This window comes from Streptomyces sp. NPDC042346 (assembly GCF_055581845.1).
In genome coordinates this window covers 783,929-803,957 of the sequence record NZ_JBVJEH010000004.1, presented here as the reverse complement: position 1 = coordinate 803,957, position 20,029 = coordinate 783,929, and the positions used below count along the sequence as shown (strand labels likewise).

The 20,029-nt window shown below is 74.0% G+C and carries 13 protein-coding genes; 7 read left to right on the top strand and 6 right to left on the bottom strand.

Going from position 1 to position 20,029, the window contains the following annotated elements; genetic code table 11:
* On the top strand, positions 1-279 hold a 279-nt coding region (locus ACZ6K0_RS21710; protein ID WP_469576685.1), incomplete at its 5' end, for a hypothetical protein.
* A 211-nt stretch (positions 280-490) separates the two neighbouring features.
* On the opposite strand, the gene ACZ6K0_RS21705 is transcribed toward ACZ6K0_RS21710, so the two are convergent.
* Positions 491-1,057: a MarR family winged helix-turn-helix transcriptional regulator gene (locus ACZ6K0_RS21705; RefSeq protein WP_376398402.1), complete on the bottom strand. Its 567-nt coding sequence runs from the start codon at positions 1,055-1,057 to the stop codon at positions 491-493.
* A 154-nt stretch (positions 1,058-1,211) separates the two neighbouring features.
* Between ACZ6K0_RS21705 and ACZ6K0_RS21700 the strand changes: the two genes are divergently transcribed.
* Entirely contained in the window at positions 1,212-2,498 is a 1,287-nt protein-coding gene (locus ACZ6K0_RS21700; RefSeq protein WP_469231469.1) for an MFS transporter, read from the top strand.
* On the opposite strand, the gene ACZ6K0_RS21695 is transcribed toward ACZ6K0_RS21700, so the two are convergent.
* Both ACZ6K0_RS21695 and ACZ6K0_RS21690 read right to left on the bottom strand, forming a co-directional pair.
* Complete coding sequence (locus ACZ6K0_RS21695; protein WP_376398397.1) at positions 2,495-4,165, bottom strand: ATP-binding SpoIIE family protein phosphatase; 1,671 nt, start codon at positions 4,163-4,165, stop codon at positions 2,495-2,497. The two genes, ACZ6K0_RS21700 and ACZ6K0_RS21695, sit on opposite strands and share 4 nt — an antisense overlap.
* Before the next feature lie 106 nt (positions 4,166-4,271).
* Entirely contained in the window at positions 4,272-5,636 is a 1,365-nt protein-coding gene (locus ACZ6K0_RS21690) for an NAD(P)/FAD-dependent oxidoreductase (protein WP_469231468.1), read from the bottom strand.
* A 351-nt stretch (positions 5,637-5,987) separates the two neighbouring features.
* On the opposite strand from ACZ6K0_RS21690, the gene ACZ6K0_RS21685 reads away from it, so the two are divergent.
* Positions 5,988-6,755, top strand: coding sequence for a TetR/AcrR family transcriptional regulator (locus ACZ6K0_RS21685; protein WP_376398390.1), 768 nt, complete (start codon positions 5,988-5,990; stop codon positions 6,753-6,755).
* 221 nt (positions 6,756-6,976) lie between these two features.
* The gene (locus tag ACZ6K0_RS21680; protein WP_469231465.1) at positions 6,977-9,172 is read left to right on the top strand and encodes a sigma-70 family RNA polymerase sigma factor; all 2,196 of its coding nucleotides are present in this window, start codon (positions 6,977-6,979) and stop codon (positions 9,170-9,172) included.
* On the opposite strand, the gene ACZ6K0_RS21675 is transcribed toward ACZ6K0_RS21680, so the two are convergent.
* The 3 genes from ACZ6K0_RS21675 to ACZ6K0_RS21665 all read right to left on the bottom strand — a co-directional run bounded on the left by ACZ6K0_RS21675 (position 9,159) and on the right by ACZ6K0_RS21665 (position 15,521).
* Positions 9,159-12,539 carry an ATP-binding protein gene (locus ACZ6K0_RS21675; RefSeq protein ID WP_469231463.1) on the bottom strand — a complete coding sequence of 1,127 codons (3,381 nt, stop codon included), beginning with the start codon at positions 12,537-12,539 and terminating at the stop codon, positions 9,159-9,161. The genes ACZ6K0_RS21680 and ACZ6K0_RS21675 overlap by 14 nt on opposite strands.
* 72 nt (positions 12,540-12,611) lie before the next feature.
* Positions 12,612-13,208, bottom strand: coding sequence for a Uma2 family endonuclease (locus ACZ6K0_RS21670; RefSeq protein WP_469231507.1), 597 nt, complete (start codon positions 13,206-13,208; stop codon positions 12,612-12,614).
* A gap of 126 nt (positions 13,209-13,334) precedes the next feature.
* On the bottom strand, positions 13,335-15,521 hold the full coding sequence (locus ACZ6K0_RS21665) for an asparagine synthase-related protein (protein ID WP_469231505.1): 2,187 nt from the start codon (positions 15,519-15,521) through the stop codon (positions 13,335-13,337).
* Between the two features lie 581 nt (positions 15,522-16,102).
* Between ACZ6K0_RS21665 and ACZ6K0_RS21660 the strand changes: the two genes are divergently transcribed.
* The 3 genes from ACZ6K0_RS21660 to trmB all read left to right on the top strand — a co-directional run bounded on the left by ACZ6K0_RS21660 (position 16,103) and on the right by trmB (position 20,021).
* The gene (locus tag ACZ6K0_RS21660) at positions 16,103-17,632 is read left to right on the top strand and encodes an MFS transporter (RefSeq protein WP_469231461.1); all 1,530 of its coding nucleotides are present in this window, start codon (positions 16,103-16,105) and stop codon (positions 17,630-17,632) included.
* 166 nt (positions 17,633-17,798) lie between these two features.
* On the top strand, positions 17,799-18,983 hold the full coding sequence (gene lhgO, locus ACZ6K0_RS21655; RefSeq protein WP_376398380.1) for an L-2-hydroxyglutarate oxidase: 1,185 nt from the start codon (positions 17,799-17,801) through the stop codon (positions 18,981-18,983).
* A gap of 318 nt (positions 18,984-19,301) precedes the next feature.
* Positions 19,302-20,021 (top strand): tRNA (guanosine(46)-N7)-methyltransferase TrmB, encoded by a 720-nt coding sequence (gene trmB, locus ACZ6K0_RS21650; RefSeq protein ID WP_362252644.1) that lies wholly within the window; start codon positions 19,302-19,304, stop codon positions 20,019-20,021.
* Positions 20,022-20,029 lie beyond the last annotated feature (8 nt).

Below are 20,029 nucleotides of genomic sequence, written 5' to 3'. Positions count from 1 at the left end.
TCAACTAATCTGGCGTTGATTTTTGGCACGCTGTTGAGTTCTCAAGGAACGGACGCTTCCTTTGTACTCACCCTCTCGGGCTTTCCTCCGGGCTTCCCTTCGTTCCGAAGCTTATCAGATCTTTCCGATCCGATTTCCTCGGTGCTTTCCGGTCCGTTTCGCTTTCGCGTCAGGCCCTTCCGGCGTTTCCGACTCTATCAGATCCTTTCGGCGTCTGACCCCCAGTCAGCGGGGTTTGTCTTTCCGGCTGTTGGGCCGTTCCGACGTCTCAAACTCTAGCGGATTTTCCCCGGCGACTCATAATCGAGTCTTTCGAATTGAATTTCGGCAGCCGAAATTCATCCCGGTGGGGAGATCGTGCTGAGAAGAGGTGCCGCATCAGCGGCGTGAGTGGTCGTCGAAGAACCGTTCCGGCTCCGTGACAACTCGGAGAACATTACGGAGCCGGTGGGGGCGTGTCAACCCCCGGCCGGTGACCGTGGCGGGTGGTTCAGTCCAGGTCCGTCAGGCGGCCGCCGGCGTCCGGCTGGGTGAGTTCCACACGGCGCAGGAGACGGATGAGGACCTCGCCGAGGACTCCCCTCTCTTCTGCCGTGAGGTCCTGGAGGAGCTCCTCCTCGAAGTCCGTGGCCATGCGCATGGCCTCCAGCCACTTCGAGCGGCCCTCGTCCGTGAGCTCGACGATCACGCGCACCCGGTTGTTCTCGTCGCGGTCGCGGGTGACCAGGCCCTCGCCCGCCATGCGGTCGATGCGGTGGGTCATCGCGGCCGGGGTGAGTCCCAGTCGCTTGGCGAGCTCGCCCGGGCCGAGGCGGTAGGGCGCTCCGGCGAGGACGAGGGTCTTGAGGACCTCCCACTCGGCGTTGCTGATGCCGAGGTCGGAGAGCTGGCGACCGTACGCCACGTTCATCCGGCGGTTCAGCCGGCCGAGGGCGGAGACGACCTTCTCGACCTGGGGGTCGAGGTCGCGGTACTCGCGCTGGTAGGCCGCGATCTGCTCGTCGAGGCTCGGCTCCTGCGGGGCCTGCGGGCCGGGTCGCTCGGGGGTGTCGGACATACGGCGAGTATCCCACGGACCTCGTTGGCGTTGAAGTCCTTCGGTGTGTACTGTTAAGGAGTTAACTTTAGGAGTTAAGTCTTCAAGGTTCAGAGCTACACCTCTGAACCTGCGACCGAAGTGGGTGAGTGTGACCAAGGCGAGGGGCGCTGCGATGCGCCGTATTCAGGCAGGCAGCGCGCTGAGCGCGTTCGGACTCGGCTTCACCGTGCCGTACCTCTATGTGTACGTCGCCCAGGTGCGGGATCTGGGCGCGGCGACCGCGGGCATCGTTCTCGCCGTCTTCGCCATGGCCGCACTCGTGGTGCTGCCCTTCAGCGGGCGGACCATCGACCGGCGCGGGCCCGTGCCGGTGCTCGTCGTGGCCTCGGTCGTCGCGGCCGTGGGTGCGGTGGCGATGGGCTTCGCGTCCAGCGTGCCGGCGGCCGTGGGGGCCGCGGCGCTGCTCGGCGCCGGTACGGCGGTGCTCCAGCCGGCGCTCGCCACGATGATCGTCTGGTGCTCGGAGCCGGTGGGCCGGACCCGGGCCTTCGCCATGCAGTTCTTCCTGCAGAACCTCGGCCTCGGTGTCGGTGGTCTGATCGGCGGCCTGCTCGTCGACACGAGCCGGCCGGGCAGCTTCATCCTGCTGTTCTCGATCGAGGCGGCGATGTTCCTCGTGCTCGGCGCGGTCGTCGGGACCGTCCGGATGCCGGGCTCGCCCGCGTTCCGGGGCACCCGTCCCGCCGAGGGCGGCAAGGGCGGCGGTGTCCGCGCGCTGCTCGGGCACAAGGCGATGGTGCAGCTGTGCGTCCTCGGCTTCGTCCTCTTCTTCGCCTGTTACGGACAGTTCGAGTCGGGTCTCGCCGCTTATGGCACCGAGGCCGCCGGGATCGAGCCGTCGACGCTCGGTATCGCGCTGGCCGCCAACACGGCGGTCATCGTGGCCGCCCAGTTCCTGGTGCTGAAGTTCGTCGAGCGCCGGAAGCGGACCCGGGTGATCGCGGCCGTCGGTCTGATCTGGACCGTGGCGTGGCTGATCGCCGGGTACGCGGGGCTCGGGCACGGCAGCCAGACCATGGCGACCGCGGCGTTCATCTCCACGTACGCGCTCTTCGGGCTCGGTGAGGCGATGCTGTCGCCGACCGTGGCGCCGCTGGTGGCCGATCTGGCGCCGGAGTCGATGGTCGGGCAGTACAACTCGGCCTTCGCGCTGGTCAAGCAGCTCGCGCTCGCCGTCGGTCCGGCCGTGGGCGGGCCCATGGGGGCCGCGCTGCACGGTCCGTACATCGTGACGTTCGTGCTCTTCTCGCTCGGCATCACGTTCCTCGCGGTCCGGCTCGGCCGACAGCTGACCCCCGAGCAGAACCAGCCGTCGCTCGCCGGCGCCAAGCCGTCGAAGGTCGTGGCGCGGCACCAGCCGAGCGAGCAGAGCGGGCGGAAGGTCGAGGCCTCGGCCTAGTTCTTCTCGCTCTTGCCGGGCTTGTTCGGCAGGGCGAACTCGCACCAGACCGCTTTGCCGCCGCCGGGTGTGCGGCGGCTCCCCCAGGACGAGGCGATCGTCGCGATGATCGAGATACCGCGACCCGCCTCGTCTTCCGTTTCCGCCCTGCGGCGGCGGGGCAGGTGGTCGTCCCCGTCCGTGACCTCGATGATCAGGCGGCGGTCCGTGCGGCGGAGGCGCAGCCGCATCGGCGGGGTGCCGTGCTGGAGGGAGTTCGCCACGAGCTCGCTGGTGGCGAGGACTCCCAGGTCGCGGAGCTCGACCGGGAAGCGCCAGCTCGACAGGACGCCGGAGGCGAAGGCACGCGCGCGGGGTGCGGCCTCCACCCCGCCGAGGAGCTCCAGGGCGGCGTTGTGGAAGAGCTCGGCGTCGGAGCCCTCGCGGGCGGGGTGCTGGACGACGAGGACGGCCACGTCGTCGTCGTGCTCGGCGGTGACGCCCAGGGCGCGGAGCAGCCGGTCGCAGACGACCTGCGGGGTGCCGCTCGCGCCGGAGAGGGCGCGGGCCAGGGCGGCGACGCCCTCGTCGATGTCCTCGCGGCGGCGCTCGACCAGGCCGTCGGTGTAGAGGACGGCGGTCGAGCCGGGCGGGAGGGCGATGGAGCCCGAGGCGTGCAGCCAGCCGCCGGTGCCGAGGGGCGGGCCCGTGGGGTCTTCGGCGCGGCGCACGGTGCCGTCCTCGTCCCGTACGAGGATCGGGAGATGGCCGGCCGACGCGTACACCAGCTTGCCTTCGCTGGGGTCGTGGATCGCGTAGACGCAGGTGGCGATCTGGCTGGCGTCGATCTCGGCGGCGAGGCCGTCGAGGAGCTGGAGCACCTCGTGCGGGGGCAGGTCCAGGCGGGCGTAGGCCCGGACAGCGGTGCGGAGCTGGCCCATGACGGCGGCGGCGCGCACGCCGCGGCCCATCACGTCGCCGATGACGAGCGCGGTGCGGCCCGCGCCGAGGGTGATCACGTCGTACCAGTCGCCGCCGACGGCCGCGTCCGTGCCGCCGGGCTGGTAGGTGGCGGCGATCCGCAGGTCGTCGGGCTGCTCCAGCTCCTGCGGGAGCAGGGAGCGCTGGAGGGTGACGGCGGTCTCGCGGTGGCGGCGCTCGCTGGCGCGGAGCCGCTCGGCGGCCTCGGCGTGGTCGGTGACGTCGGCGGCGTGGACGAGGACTCCGCCGTCGATGTGGGGGCTGTCGACGGGCAGGCACGTGACCGTGTACGAGCCGCCGTCCTGGGTGCGGCGGGACTTGACCGTGCGGGGCTTGCCGCTGCGCAGGACCTGGTCCATGAGGGGCAGCAGGCCGAGGTCCTCGGCCTCGGGGCAGGTGTCGGCGACGGTGGCGCCCGCGGGGCGGGGTCCGAAGGCGGCGGCGTAGGCGTCGTTGACGTAGGCGATGCGGTGGTCCGGGCCGTACACGAGGGCGACCAGGCCGGGGAGGCGGCCGAGGAGCTCCCGTACGGCGAAGTCCTCCAGGGCGGGTGCGTCGGCGGCGATGTCGGCCTCGGCGGTCTCGCTGCCGGGGTGCTCCAGCTGCTGCCCGTACTCACCGCGGGCGGCGGGCACGGAGCCTTCGGTCCCCCGCGCCGCGCGGCGCTGCGTGCCGGGGAGCCGGGCGCTCCAACGGGTGAAGTTCACGGATCTGTATGCCTCGTGGTGTCGGTGCCGTGCAGAGTCACGCTGTGCAGGTGTGAGCCCACCTATGGTCACACGTCCAGTGTGGACGAGTGCACTGACAGTGATGTCAGGACGACGGCTTGTCGCCGTGGTCGGGTGGCGGTGCGGCGGCGAGTTCGAATTCGGCACGCGGGTGTTCCAGCGAGCCGAGAGAGACGATTTCCCGCTTGAACAGGCCGGAAAGGGTCCATTCGGCGAGGACGCGGGCCTTGCGGTTGAAGGTGGGGACCCGGCTGAGGTGGTAGGCGCGGTGCATGAACCAGGCCGGGTAGCCCTTGAGTTTACGTCCGTAGACGTGGGCCACTCCCTTGTGGAGGCCGAGGGAGGCGACGGACCCCACGTACGCGTGCGCGTACTCCGTGAGCGGGCGGCCGCTCAGGGAGGCGGCGATGTTCTCCGCGAGGACCTTGGCCTGACGGACGGCGTGCTGGGCGTTGGGGGCGCATTCCTTGCCGGGTTCTCCGGAGGTGACGTCGGGGACGGCGGCCGCGTCGCCCGCCGCCCAGGCGTGCTCGACGCCTTCGACGGCGAGGTGGGCGGTGCAGCGGAGCCGGCCGCGTTCGTTCAGGGGCAGGTCGGTGGCGGCGAGGACGGGGGCGGGCTTCACGCCGGCGGTCCAGACGACGGTCCGGGTGGGCAGGCGGGTGCCGTCGCTGAGGACGGCGACCCGGTCCTCGCAGGATTCGAGGCGGGTCTCCAGGCGGACGTCGATGTTGCGGCCGCGGAGCTCGCGGATGGCGTACTTGCCCATCTCCGCGCCCACCTCGGGGAGGATCCGGTCCGAGGCCTCGACGAGGACCCATTTCAGGTCCTCGGGCTTGACGTTGTGGTAGTACCGCGACGTGTAGCGGGCCATGTCCTCCAGCTCGGCGAGGGCCTCCACGCCCGCGTAGCCGCCGCCGACGAAGACGAAGGTGAGGGCGGCGTCGCGGAGCCCGGGGTCACGGGTGGAGGACGCGATGTCCATCTGTTCGATGACGTGGTTGCGCAGGCCGATGGCCTCCTCGACGGTCTTGAAGCCGATGCCGTGGTCGGCGAGGCCGGGGACCGGGAGGGTGCGGGAGACGGAGCCGGGGGCGAGGACCAGCTCGTCGTAGGTGAGCTCGATGCCGCCGGTGCCCTCCTCCTCGGTGGCGAGGGTGGAGAGCGACGCCGTCCGCTTGGCGTGGTCGATCGAGCCGACCTCGCCGATGAGGATCCGGCAGCGGTCGAGGACCCGGCGGAGGGGGACGACGACATGGCGCGGGGAGATGGAGCCGGCCGCGGCCTCGGGCAGGAACGGCTGGTACGTCATGTACGGATCGGGGGTGACCACCACGATCTCGACGGTGCCGGCTCTGAGCTCGGCCCTGAGCTGCCGCTGGAGGCGCAGCGCGGTGTACATGCCGACGTATCCACCGCCGACCACGAGAATGCGCGCAGGTTCGGTCACTGTCCCATGACGCAACGCCGTCCGTTGTTTGTCCACAGGCTCGACAAATTGTGTGACCGGCGGGGTACGGAGGCGCGGGGTGGCGCGCGAGCGGGGTGCGGGGTCAACGGTGCAGGTCACCGTGGGTGTGACGGGTGTGCCGTGGGGTCGGAATCGGGAGTCTTCCGGGCCTTGCTCCGATCGGGGGGCGGACCGTACGGAACTCCCCCTTCTGAATTGACCCGGACTCAACTATGTTCGTACTTCATCGGGGTGGGACGGGAGCGCGTGGACCGAGGCGCTCACGGGCCGGAAGCCCCGTGTCAGGGCGGGGAGTCTCCGGGGGGAGACATCATGAGCGGGGGAACGCTTATGCAGATTCAGGATTCACGGTGGCAGTCGGTCGTCGGGACGGCGACCGCCGACGACGGCCAGGGTGCCGGGGCGCTGTCCCCGTTGGCGGGCGGCAGATCCGCGCCGCTGCGGGTGGACGCCCAGCGCAATCTGGAGCACGTGCTGCGCGCCGCGCGCGAGGTCTTCGGCGAGCTCGGTTACGGGGCGCCGATGGAGGACGTGGCGCGCCGCGCCCGGGTCGGCGTGGGCACGGTCTACCGGCGCTTCCCCAGCAAGGACGTGCTGGTGCGGCGGATAGCCGAGGAGGAGACCTCCCGGCTGACCGAGCAGGCGCGGGCCGCGCTGGGCCAGGAGGACGAGCCGTGGTCGGCGCTCTCCCGGTTCCTGCGGACCTCGGTGGCCTCGGGTGCCGGGCGGCTGCTGCCGCCGCAGGTGCTGCGGGTGGGCGTGGACGACCCCGCGGGGCCGCTCGTCGCCGACGCCGGTGAGGACGCGGCCCGGGTGCCGTCCCAGCGGGGCGTCGCCGATCCCGACACGCGGGTGGTCGCGCCGCGCGCGGTGCCGGCGGAGGAGCGGGACGACGCGGGGGCGGCGGAGCTGCTCGACGTCGTCGGCCGGCTCGTCGACCGGGCGCGTGAGGCGGGTGAGCTGCGGACCGACGTGACCGTGGCCGACGTGCTGCTCGTCATCGCCACGGCGGCTCCGGCCCTGCCGGACGCGGCGCAGCAGGCGGCTGCCTCGACGCGGCTCCTCGACATCCTTCTTGAGGGGCTGCGCTCCCGGTAGGAGTTCCCGGTAGGGAGTTCCCGGTAGGAGACCCGTAGCGAGAAGTTCTTTTGTGGTCCGGGCGGACCAATGAGCATCACACGAACGTGTGAGCGGTTACGCCCGGATACAGGAAGTCGCCCCGGACGAGTGGTAAGTGGACGCGGCGCTTCGGCGTGCCCGCGCTCTGTGGCAGTCTTGGCCGGTGTTCTGGTCTGGGCGTGCGTACGGGGGCTTCCGCGATGAGCGGTGACGGTCGGGACGATCCGCTGGGCAGCGGCGGCGCCGCGGAGACCGGAGGTCCGCCTCCCCGGCAGGTGCCGAGCCAGGGCGGCCCGGGAAGTCTCTCCGGTGGGCCCGCGAGCGGGGCGCCGGGTGCGCCGGCGAGCGCGGCCGGGACGGTCGAGGCGAGCGTCCCGCAGCAGCGTGAGGGCAAGACGGGTGCCGCGTCGGGTGCCGGGGCCGGGGTCGTCGCGGGGGCGACCCACGCCGCGGCGGACCACAACGGGGACGGGGACGGGCTGGGCGACGAGGCCGAGGGGGTCCTTCCGCCGGCCGTCGAACTGCCGCCCTCCGACGCCGAACTCGTCCAGCTCATGCGCGACGGCGACGACTCCGCGTACGAGGAGCTGTTCCGGCGCCACTCCGAGGCCGTCCGCCGGTACGCGCGTACCTGCTGCCGCGACGCGCACACCGCCGACGACCTCACCGCCGAGGTCTTCGCCCGCACCCTCCAGGCCGTACGCGGCGGGGCCGGGCCCGAACAGGCCGTGCGCGCCTACCTCATGACCACCGTCCGGCGGGTCGCGGCGAACTGGGCCAGGACGCAGAAGCGGGAGCACCTCGTCGAGGACTTCGCCGTGTTCGCGGCGGACGCCTCCCGCTCCTCCGATGTCTCCGATCAAGACACCATGGACCTCGGCGCCGACGTACGGGCCATGCACGAGGCCGAGCAGTCGCTCGCCATGCAGGCCTTCCGCTCGCTGCCCGAGCGCTGGCAGGCCGTGCTGTGGCACACCACCGTCGAGGAGGAGTCGCCGAGCGACGTCGCCCCCCTCTTCGGGCTGACCGCCAACGCCACGGCCGTGCTCGCCAGCCGGGCCCGCGAGGGCCTCAAGCAGGCCTATCTCCAGGCCCACGTCAGCCAGTCCCTCACCTCGGGCGGCGACTGCGCCCGGTACGCGGACCGGCTCGGCGCCTACGCGCGCGGCGGGCTGCGGATGCGGGCCGAGCGCGGGCTGCGCAAGCACCTGGAGGAGTGCGCGAAGTGCCGGCTCGCCGCCGGTGAGCTGGCCCATGTGAACGCCGGGATCCCCGCGCTGCTGCCGATCGCCGTCATCGGCTGGTTCGCCGCCGGGTACTCGCTCAAGGCCGCCGGTGTCGTCGCGGGCGGTGCCGTCGGCGCCGCCGGCGCGGGCGCGGCGGCCGCGGCCTCGGGTGCTTCCGGGGGCGCGGCGGGAGGCGCGACCGGGGGTGCCGCAGGCGCGGCCGGGGGCGCTTCCGGGGGCGCTTCCGGGGGCGCGGGTTCGGGTGGTGCCGTCGGCGAGGGGCTCGGCATGCCCGCGAAGGCCGGCATCGCGGCCGGACTGGCCGTCGCCGCGGCCGCCGGGCTCGTCTGGGCCATGGCCGGGGACCCGCAGCCCGTCGCCGCGCCCAAGCCCCCGCAGCCGGTCGTCACCCCCGTCGTCCCGGAGGAGCCCGCTCCCCCGGCGAAGCCGACGCCGACGCCCGAACCGCCGCCTCCGCCCGTACCGTCCGATCCGCCGAAGCCCACGCCGAAGCCGACCCCGACGCCCACACCCACACCCACACCCACACCCAGCCCGGAGAAGCCCTCTCCGCAGCCGAGCCCCACGCCGACGCCCACACCCACGCCCTCGGCGACGCCGACGCCGAGTCCCGAGCCGACGCCCACGCCCACCCCGACGCCGAAGCCGACGCCCAGCTCCGAGAAGCCCTCCCCGAAGCCGACCCCCACCCCGCCGCCGCCCGCTCCGGCCGCCGTCTACCAGGTCGACGAGCTGGAGTACGGGATCTTCGGCGACGGCACCAAGCCCGAGGTGTCCCTCTCCGACAGCAGCTGGATGTGGCCGCGCAACGGCCTCTCGATCAGCGACACCTCGTACGCCCACGGGGTCAGCGTGCACGCGCCGTCCTCGCTGCTCATCAACCTCAACCGGCAGTGCACGAGTTACGACGCGGTCGTCGGCATCGACGACATGAGCGCCCTGTTCGGCCAGGGCGGCGTCCGCTTCTCCGTCTACGGGGACGGCGAACGGCTCTGGCGCTCCGACGTGGTCCGGGCGGGCGACCCGCCGGTCCCGGTGCACGTCGACATCGCGGGCCGCTCCACGATCCGGCTCGTGGTCGAGGAGCACACGCCCTTCGGCCGGGCCGCGGTCGCCGACTGGGCGCAGTCCCGGATCAGCTGCTCCTGACCCGCCCGGGCCGCCCCGGCGGCTCCGGCGGCTCCGGTCGCTCCGGCCGCTCCGGACTCGTACTGATGTAGGCGTCGACGAGGGCCAGGACGTCGTCGAGGGCGAGGCCCGCGCCGGTGGCGCGGGCGGCGGCGAGGCCGGACGCGCCGAGGACGGCGAGCGACCGCGCCGTCACCTCCTCGAGCTCCTTCAGCTCCGGGACCGACCGGGGCAGCCCGCCGCGCCAGGAGTCGACGGCGGCCAGCACCGTCATCGCGAGGGCCGTCTCGTCCGCCTCGGCCAGCGTGACCGCGAGCCCCTCGGCGAGCGCCGCCACGATGAGGTCCGCGCACTGGGCGTCCCGCGCGGCGCGCAGCGCGTCGGCGGCGGCGGCCACGGCGGCGGCGCCCCCGCCCTCGTACGCCTCGACGCGGGCGGCGAGCCCGGCCATCACGGCCGCGAAGTGCGGCGGTGCGGGACCGGTGTCGACCAGGCCGCCCGCCGTCTCCAACCGGGCGCGGGCCGCCGCGATGTCGCCGAGGTGGAAGGCGATGGCGGCGCCCAGGAAGCACACGAACACCTGGGTGTCCCGCACGTGGTAGCGCTCGGCCTCCCGCGAGGCCTCGTCGAGCCCCTTCCGGGCGGTCTCCATGTCACCGGCGCGGTAGGAGAGTTCGGCGAGCCGGGCGATGAGGAACGGGGTCTCGGCGTGGGCGCCGACCTCGCGGGCCAGCCGGAGGGCCTCCTCGTACGCCTCCCCCGCGGCTTCGTGGCGGCCGCGCATCATGTTCGCCTCGGCCGCGGCGCTCGCGATCTGGGCGCCCATCCAGCGGTCGCCGACGCGGCGGGAGAGGATGCGGAGTTCCGCCAGGTCCTCGTCGACGCCGGACATGCCGTCGGACAGGCCGCCGGGCATGTCGACGACCAGGTGCGTACGGAACATCAGGCTGACGCCGACCTCCCAGTCGCCACCGTGGCGGCGGCAGTTGGCGACGGAGGCGTCGAGGAGGGCGCGGATGCGCACCGGCTCCTCGGTGAGGTACGCCGTGAACGGCCACAGCAGGCCCGGGAAGCGGGCGGCCTCGGGGCCGGGCTCGGAGCCGAACGCGGCGCGCACCCGGGCGACCAGGGCGACGGTGTCGGGATCGTCGCGGAACTGGGCGGCCGTGTGGTTCTCGACGGCGAGGAAGAAATGGAGCATGCGGAGGTGCATGCGAGGCCAGTACCGGGGGTCGGCCGGGGCGGTCGGGTCGGTCGGGTCGGTCGGGGCGGCGGGGGCGGTCGGGTCGGCGGGGGCGGTCGGGTCGGCGGGGTCCTCGCCGAGGTCGAGCGCGCGCTCGACCCATGCCAGGCCCTCGGGGCGGTAGTTGCGCAGCCACCAGAACCAGCCCATGGCGAAGACGAGACGGTGGGCGGCGGCCTCGTCGGGGGCGGTGAGGAGGACGCGGTGCAGCGCGGCGCGGATGTTGTCGAGGTCCCGCTCGATCCGGTCGATCCAGGGCAGCTGCTCCCCGGACCGCAGCTTGGGCTCGGCCTCCTCGGCGAGGGCCGTGAAGTGGGCGGTGTGGGCGGCGGCGGTGGCGGCGAGGAGCTCGGGGGTCTCGGTGGCGCGCTCGACGGCGTACTCGTGGATGGTCTCCAGGAGGCGGTAGCGCATCTCGCCCTCGTCGGTGGGCGTGGCCACGACCAGCGACTTGTCGACGAGCGCGCCGAGGGTGTCGGCCGCGCCGGGGGCCAGTGCCTCGGCAGCGGCGAGGTCCCAGCCGCCGGCGAAGACGGAGACCTGGCGGAGCAGGGTGCGCTCGGCGGGTTCGAGCAGGTCCCAGGACCAGTCGACGACGGCGCGGAGGGTCTGCTGGCGGGGGAGGACCGTGCGGGAGCCGGAGGTGAGGAGCCGGAACCGGTCGTCGAGACGGTCGGCGATCTGGCGCGGGGAGAGCAGCCGGAGGCGGGCGGCGGCCAGTTCGATGGCGAGCGGCAGGCCGTCGAGGCGGCGGCAGATCTCGTCGACGGTGGCGGCGTCCGCGGTGGGGTCGAAGGAGGGGCGTACGGCGCGGGCGCGCTCGGCGAAGAGGCGGTGGGCCGGGTCCGGCGGGAGGGGCTCGACGGGGCGGACCGATTCGCCGGGGACGCCGAGGGGTTCGCGGCTGGTGGCGAGGATGCGGAGCTGCGGGCAGTGGGTGAGGAGGGTCTCGGCGAGGGCGGCGGCCGCGTCGATCACGTGCTCGCAGTTGTCGAGGACGAGAAGGAACGGGCGGCGGGCGAGGTGCTCCACGAGGTGGGCGGTCGGGTCGTCCTGGAGGGGCAGGCCGTCGCGGTTGAGCAGGTTGATCTCGCGGAGGCGGAGCGCGGAGAGCACGGCGCCGGGGAGCGCCTCGGGGTCGTCGAGCGGGGCGAGCTCGGCGATCCAGGCGGCGGGGCCCGCGGCGCGCAGCGCGGTCACTTCGGCGAGGCGGGTCTTGCCGGAGCCGCCCGGGCCGGTGAGGGTCACGAGGCGGGAGTGGGTCAGGTCGCCCTGGAGCGCGGCGATCTCGGGCTCGCGGCCGACGAAGGAGGTGAGGCGGGGGCGGATGTTGCCGGGGGCGTGTGGCGTCTCGGACGCGGGATCGGCCTCGGACGCGGGCGCGGGATCCGACTTGGGCTCGGGCTCCGACGCGGGCGCGGGCTCCGGGGCGTACGTGAGGAGTTCGCGGTGGAGGGCGGCGAGTTCGGGGCCCGGGTCGGCGCCGAGGGCGTCCGCGAGGGCGCGGCGGGCCGAGTCGTACGCGGCGAGGGCGTCGGCGTGGCGGCCCTCGGCCCGCAGGGCGCGGATGAGGTGGGCGTGGAAGGCCTCGTCGTACGGGTACGTGGTGGTGAGCTCGGTCAGCTCGGGTACGAGTCCGTCGGTGGCGCCCCGGCGCAGGTCGGCCTCGACGCGGCGGCGCAGGGCCGCGAGCCGCTGGGCCTCGGGCCGGACGCCCGCCGGTTCGGGGAGGTCGGCGAGGGCGGGGCCGCGGAAGAGGGCGAGGGCCTCCCGGAGGAGGGCGGCGGCGGTCTCGGGGTCGTCGGCGTCGAGGCGGGCTCCGGCGTCCCTGACGCGGCGCTCGAACACGTACAGGTCGATGTCGTCGGGACCGGCGACGAGCCGGTAGCCGGGGCCGGGGGTCGAGGCGACGGCCTCCGCGCCGAGGACCCGGCGGAGGCGGCCGACGAGGGCCTGGAGGGCGGCGGGCGCGTCCTGCGGCGGGTCGTCCCCGTACACGTCGTCGGCGAGCTCGGAGGTGGAGGCGGCCCGTCCACCGCGCAGCGCGAGCGCGGCGAGAAGCGCGCGCAGGCGGGCGCCGCCGAGGGGAAGGGGGGTGCCGCGGGGGTCGAGGGCCTCGGTGGTCCCGAGGATGAGATACCGCACCGGCTCATTGTGTCCGGTGGCGTACGGGTACGCCTCGGGGTTTACCCGGGTGGGACCCTGAGGGCGCGACGGTCAGAACTCCGAGGTGTCGAGCTCGAAGCCGAGCGGGTAGGGAAGCGGGACGACTGCCCCCAGCTTGTGGATGGACTTGTGGCCGAAGTCGTCCCCGGAAGGCTCGGAGCACACAACGGTCTCGCCGGCCTCGCGGTCGATCAGGAGGTAGACGGGGATGCCTGCCCGGGCGTAGGCCCGGATCTTCTGGACGCGATCGCGGCTCGCGGTGGAAGTAGAGGTCACCTCGGCAACGAGAAGGACGGCGTCGGGGACGTGCCACTCGTGCTGGTCGTCGAAGCTGCCCTTCGGGGCGATCACGAGGTCGGGAATGACCCGCGCGGTGTCCGTGGCTCCGGGAACGTGCAGGCCGATGCCTGTGAAGTTGCGCAGTTCCTTGTCGACACGACGGGCGATGACCTGTTCGACTACTTCGGTCACGATCGCCTCGTGCTCACCATTGGCCGGAGGTACCACGCAGATCTCCCCTTCGATCAGCTCCACGCGCCAGCCCTTCGGGGCCATTGCGCTGAACAGCTCGAAGGTCTCCTGCACACTCGCGCCCTCACGGTCGGGCATGCCCTCGGAGAACGCATCCTCCGGTGCCGGCGGCGCCATCGCCATGGCAGACCTCCTTCGCTCGGTGAGACGTTCTCAGCGTAGGCCCAACGTGCCGGCAGATCAGGGAGTCGTTCACTCGAACAAGCGTGCTGTGACGTTTCATCCGAAGGCCGCGGCCCAGCCTCACGCCGGCAGTGACCGCGATGCCGGGATCAGGGGGCCCTGGACCGCTCGGTGGGCGCGGGGTTCCGTGGTGTTCGTCCAGCAGGAGCCTCGGCGGGCGAGGAGGCGGTGGAGCCAGAGTTCGGTGGAGACCAGGTCGGCGAGGCCGTCCAGGGGGATCGGGGCGCCGTCGGCCGCCGCGCGCAGGGCCTCGCGGACGACGCGGGCCTCGATCAGGCCCGCGTCCGCGAGGAGCGGGGCGTCGAAGAGGGCCAGGAGGTGGGGGAGGGCGGCGCGCAGGCCCGCGCGGGTGGCGGCGGGCGGGACCGCCGGGTGGGGGGCGCCCCAGCCCGGGGGGAGGTCGTGGACTCCGGCGCCCGCGAGGACCGTGCGCAGGATGGTCGCCCGGGCGTCCGGCTGGACCCTGAGTGATTCGGGGAGGCCGCGGCAGGCCCGTACCACCTGGTTGTCGAGGAACGGGGCGTGGAGGCGCTGGCCGCGGATCTCGGCGGCCTGCTCCAGGACCCGGTGGTCGGCCGCCGCGCGGGCGAGGGCGGCACGCGCGCGTGCTTCGCCCGGGCGCTGGACGGAGGCCGGCAGGGTCGCCGCACGGTTCAGGCGAACCGATACTTCAGCCAGTGCCTCCCCCGTCATCCAGCGCGCCGCCGGCCCCGGACGCGACCAGGTGAGGGCGGAGAGCGAGGCCTCCAGGGGGCCGAAGCCGTCGGGGGGCGTGCGGTTCGCCTCCTGGACGCGGCGGGCCGCCGCCTCCAGACCGGTGCGGTACGGGGTACGGGCCAGCCTCCGCGCCGCCCTGTACACGGTCAGCGGCACCAGGAGCGCGCCCGCCGACGCACCCGACGCCTTGGCGAGCGCCGCCACCGGGCGCACCAGCGAGCGGCGCCTGCGGTCCATCAGGAGGTCGGCGAGGCGCGCCGGGTGCGCGTCCAGGACCTGCTTGGCGCCCATCCCCGTGAAGTGGTCGGCGCTGCCGCCCGCGAGGCGCCTGCGGTGGCGTTCCGCGGTGACGAGCGCGGGGCCCGGTTCGTCGGTGAGCGGCCCGTCGAGGGCGGCGTACGGGAGCGCATCCTCGCCGGCCGCGACGACCACGTGGTGCAGGCGCGGGTCGGCCGCGAGCTCCCCGGCCCGTTTCAGCTCGTCCTCCCGGTCCGCGCCGGTCCGGGTCGCCAGGTCGTTGAAGGTGACCGCGAGCAGCCGCTCCCCCGCGCCCGCCCCGTGGCCGAGGATCGTGCCCGGCCGCCCCGGCAGCCCCGCCGCGAGGAGGGCGAGCGTGCCGGAGGCGCTGCCGCCGGACAGGTCGGCGCCGATGCCGGGCGCCGGGCCGCCGCCCCGGGCCGCGCGCCGGTCGGCGGGCCCCATCCCGGGGACCGGGCCCGGGTCGGGCAGCGGGGCCTCGGGCGCGTGCCGGGGCGCGGTGAGCCGGGCCCGTACGGCCTCGACCAGCGCGTCCCGCACCCCTTCGACGGCCTGCCGGGCGTCGGACTCGGGCGCCGCGACCGCGAGCGAGGCCACCGCCTCGTACCCGGCGATCTCCCGCGAGCCCTCCCGCAGGATCAGCGCGTGGCCGGGCGGCACCCGCCGCACCCCTTCGTACGGGGTGGAGTCGCGGAGCGCCTCAGGGGTCTCGGGGCAGGCGAGCAGGGCGCCGAGGTGGCCGATGTCGAGCTGGGCCTCGACGAGGTCGGCGAGCGGCAGGGCGGCGGTCGCGTAGGCGGTGCCGCCGGCCCACGGAGTGTGGAACACCGGCCGGGCGCCCGCGAGATCACCGGTGACGGTGACGCGGCGGCCGGCCTTGACGACGACGGTGTAACTGCCGGGCCACGCCGTCAGATGCCGCAGTGCGCCCCCGCGCGCGGTGAGCAGGCCGACCCGCAGCTCCTCGTCGGTGGCGGCGCAGCAGCCGAGCACGGCGAGGCGGGTGTGGTCGTCGACGGCCACCACCCGCACCTCGTCGGGGCGCCAGTCGCCGACCGCCCACAGCGGATCGGGGTCGCCCCAGAGGAGTTGCGCGCCCACCGGTTGCACGGTGTGCACCGTGTGCCTGTCAGCCCCCGGGGCATGGCCCGTGCCGTAGCCCGGGTCGTACCCCGCCGTGGAGTCGTAGCCGCCGTTCACCGCTCCCGCCCGGCCCCCCGCGGTCGTTGCGAAGCTCGCGGCGACGCTGCTCCAGCCCACCAGCCATCGCATCGGCGCCTCCACGTCCGTTTCGGTGGAGGCCATGCTGCCACGACAACGGCGCACGGGGCGGAGTCCGGGTGCACGCGTGCGAAAGGTGAATGCGCCCCTGGCATGGGCCAGTTGGGTACCGGCGTCATTCGGCCAAATATCGACCCTCCCCGGAGGGTCGGAGGGGCGTCCGGGGGTCCGGGCGTCCGCCCGGCTCGCCCCCCGTCCTCATGCGTCACCGGCAGCCCGGGAGGCGCTCCCGCCTCCCGGCGCCGTCCGCCGCCCGCGGGGAGCTGAGCGGCGGTGTCCCCCAGCCCACTGGTCCGGGACACCGTTCCCGGCCGAGCGGGCCGACCCACGCACCGTCCATGGAAGCGCTCCCCCCGCCACCCGGACGAGAGCGCACGGCCGGGCGCACGGCCACACGGCGGGAGCACGGGGCGGGCGGGCACCCCCTTCCGCCGACCGGTCACACAACAATCTCGCCATACGGAACACCGCCCCTTAACGGTAGGGATGCGGCGAACTACGCTGTGTTTACGAATGCCGCACGCCTATGCCCGGCGTCGTGGCGGCCGTCTGGGTTGTCGAGGGGTGGCGTGATGTCCAGGGAGCAACGCGGGCCGAACGAAAAGCTCGGCACGGTTCTCGCCCTCGCGGGAATCAGCAACGCCGGGCTCGCCCGGCGCGTCAACGACCTCGGCGCACAACGGGGACTGACGCTTCGTTACGACAAGACGTCGGTCGCCCGGTGGGTGTCGAAGGGCATGGTGCCGCAGGGCGCCGCGCCGCACCTGATCGCCGCCGCGATCGGCCAGAAGCTCGGCCGGCCCGTGCCGCTGCACGAGATCGGGCTCGCGGACGCCGACCCGGCGCCCGAGGTGGGGCTCGCCTTCCCGCGTGACGTGGGCGAGGCGGTCCGCTCGGCCACCGACCTGTACCGGCTGGATCTCGCCGGGCGGCGGGCCGGCGGTGGCGGCATCTGGCAGTCGCTGGCCGGCTCCTTCGCCGTGAGCGCGTACGCGACGCCCGCCTCCCGCTGGCTGATAACCCCCGCCGACCCGTCGGTGGAGCGCGAGGCGCCCCGCCCCGGCGGCGGCCCCGGCTCCGGGACCGGGTCAGGTACTGGCTCCGGGTCCGGGACTGGCTCCGGGTCCGGGTCCGGGTCCGGCGGGTTGGACCCGGGCTCCGCCGCCGCGGTCGCCGCGGAGCACGTGCGCGTGGGCCACAGCGACGTCGCCAAGCTCCGTGAGGCCGCCGAGGACGCGCGCCGCTGGGACTCCAAGTACGGCGGCGGGGACTGGCGTTCGTCGATGGTGCCCGAGTGCTTACGCGTGGACGCGGCGCCGCTGCTGCTCGGCTCGTACTCGGACGAGGTCGGCCGCGCCCTCTTCGGGGCGACCGCCGAGCTCACGCGCCTGGCCGGCTGGATGGCCTTCGACACCGGCCAGCAGGAGGCCGCCCAGCGCTACTACATCCAGGCCCTGCGGCTCGCCCGCGCCGCCGCCGACGTGCCCCTCGGCGGCTACGTCCTCGCCTCCATGTCCCTCCAGGCCACCTACCGGGGCTTCGCCGACGAGGGCGTCGACCTCGCCCAGGCCGCGCTCGAACGGAACCGGGGGCTCGCCACCGCCCGCACCATGTCCTTCTTCCGGCTCGTCGAGGCCCGCGCGCACGCCAAGGCCGGCGACGGGCCGGCCGCGGCGGCCGCGCTGAAGGCCGCCGAGGGGTGGCTGGAGCGGTCCCGGGCGGGCGACGCCGACCCGACGTGGCTGGGCTTCTACTCGTACGACCGGTTCTGCGCCGACGCCGCCGAGTGCTACCGGGACCTGAAGGCGCCCCGCGAGGTGCGCCGCTTCACCGAGCAGGCGCTGTCCCGGCCGACCGAGGAGTTCGTCCGCTCGCACGGACTGCGGCTCGTCGTCTCCGCCGTCGCCGAGCTGGAGTCGGGCAATCTGGACGCGGCCTGCGCGGCGGGCACGCGCGCGGTGGAGGTGGCGGGGCGGATCTCCTCGGCGCGGACGACCGAGTACGTACGGGATCTGCTGCACCGGCTGGAGCCGTACGGGGACGAGCCGCGCGTCGTGGAGCTGAGGGAGCGGGCCCGGCCGCTGCTCGTCGCGCCGGTGTGAGGTCCGGTCGCCGTGTCCGGAGCCGGAGCCGGAGCCGTACGACTGCGACTGCGGCCCGGCGCCGCCCGGATCCGCGTGACCTGCGTCTCGTGCGGTCCCGTGAGGTTTCGCGGGATTGTCAGTGGGCCAGTGCACTATCGGGGGTGGGAGGTGACAGGTGGCGCCGGTGTTTGACTGTGACGTGCTGGTGATCGGCGGCGGGATCGTCGGTCTGTCGACGGCGTACGCGCTGACGCGTGCCGCGCCCGGCACCCGGGTCACCGTCCTGGAGAAGGAGCATGCCCCCGCGCGGCACCAGACCGGGCGCAACAGCGGGGTGATCCACAGCGGGATCTACTACCGGCCCGGCTCGCTCAAGGCGCGGTTCGCGGTCGAGGGCGCGGCCGAAATGGTCAAGTTCTGCGCGGAGTGGGGCATTCCGTACGAGGTGACGGGGAAGCTCGTCGTCGCCACCTCGCGCGACGAGCTGCCCCGGCTGCACGCGCTCGTGCAGCGCGGCAGGGAGAACGGCATCCCGGTGCGGGAGCTCGGCCCGGCGCAGATCAGCGAGTACGAGCCGCGGGTGCGGGGGCTGGCCGCGATCCATGTCGGCACGACCGGCATCTGCGACTACACGGCGGTCGCCGGGCGGCTCGCGGAGCTCTCGGAGGCGCGGATCCTGTACGGGGCCGAGGTCACCGTGATCGACCGGCGCCCGTGGGGTGTCGCCGTGCGGACGGCGGACGGGCGGGTCGTGCGGGCGCGGGTCCTGGTGAACTGCGCGGGGCTGCACTGCGACCGGATCGCGCGGCTCGCGGGCGACGACCCGGGGATGCGGATCGTCCCCTTCCGGGGGGAGTACTACGAGCTGGCGGACCCCTCGCTCGTGCGGGGTCTGGTCTATCCGGTCCCCGACCCGGCGTTCCCGTTCCTCGGGGTGCATCTGACGCGGGGCATCGACGGCGGCGTCCACATCGGGCCCAACGCGGTGCCTGCGCTCGCCCGGGAGGGATACGGCTGGTCCGTCGTCCACCCGCGCGAACTGGCCGCCACGCTGGCCTGGCCCGGGTCGTGGGCGATAGCGCGCCAGCACTGGCGGTACGGGGCGGGTGAGCTGCGGCGCTCCGTGTCGAAGCGGGCCTTCACGGAGGCCGTACGGAGACTGCTGCCGGTGGTGGAGGAGTCCGACCTGCGGCGCGCGGCGCCGGGGGTGCGGGCGCAGGCGGTGCTGCGGGACGGGACGCTGGTCGACGACTTCCTGATCCGGGAGGCGGCCCGGACGGTCCACGTGCTGAACGCACCTTCGCCGGCGGCGACGGCTTCGCTGCCGATCGGGCGCGAGGTGGCGCGGCGGGCGCTGGCGCGGTTGTAGCTCCGCGGGTGGGGGGTGCCGAGCGGTTCGTCTCCCCCACCCCGCCCCTTCCCGAAACCCTGCCGGGGGCTGGTGGGGGGCAGGGGGGAGTTCTTCTTCTCCGGGGGCTGCGCCCCCGGACCCCCGCGGCGGCGGCTTCGCGCCGCGGGGCATCACAGACACCACCGGCACCTGGGTCCGCGACCCTTCCCTCTCCCCCGGCGGACCCCGGTAGTCGTGGGGCGATCGTAGGATTGGGGCATTGTGTCTGAGCAGCCAGAGAACAGCCCGCGTTCCGTCGCCGACCCCGTCCAGCCCGTCGCGCGGCGGGGCAGTCGGATGTTCGCCCCCGGTGAGGGGCCCCTGCCCGATCCCGCCGGGGCTCATCACGAGCGGCGGATCCGGAGCTTCCAGCCGCGCCGCAGCCGTGTCACGTACGGGCAGGCCGAGGCCATGCTGAAGCGGTGGCCCGACTGGGGCCTCGACATCGACGGCAAGCGGGTCCTCGACCTGGGCGAGATGTTCGACGGGCTCCCGGTCGTCCTGGAGATCGGCTTCGGCATGGGCGAGGCGACCGCGCAGATGGCCGCCGCCGACCCCGGCACCGGCATCCTCGCCGTCGACGTCCACACCCCCGGCCAGGGCAATCTGCTGGGCCTCGCCGACCGGAACGGCCTGACCAACGTCCGGGTCGCCAACGGCGACGCGATCATCCTGCTCCGCGAGATGCTCGTCACCGACTCCCTCGACGGCTGCCGGGTCTACTTCCCCGACCCCTGGCCCAAGGCCCGCCACCACAAGCGGCGGCTCATCCAGCCCGAGTTCCTCAGCCTGCTCGCGACCCGGCTCAAGCCCGGCGGCGTCCTGCACTGCGCCACCGACTGGGAGTCGTACGCCGAGCAGATGCTGGAGGTCCTCTCCGCGCATCCGGACTTCGAGAACACCCGCGAGGACGGCGGCTTCGCTCCCCGCCCGGACTTCCGGCCCGTCACCCGCTTCGAGGGTCAGGGTCTGGACAAGGGGCACGTCGTGCACGACCTTCTTTTCCGGAGGAAGTGACCCGGAGG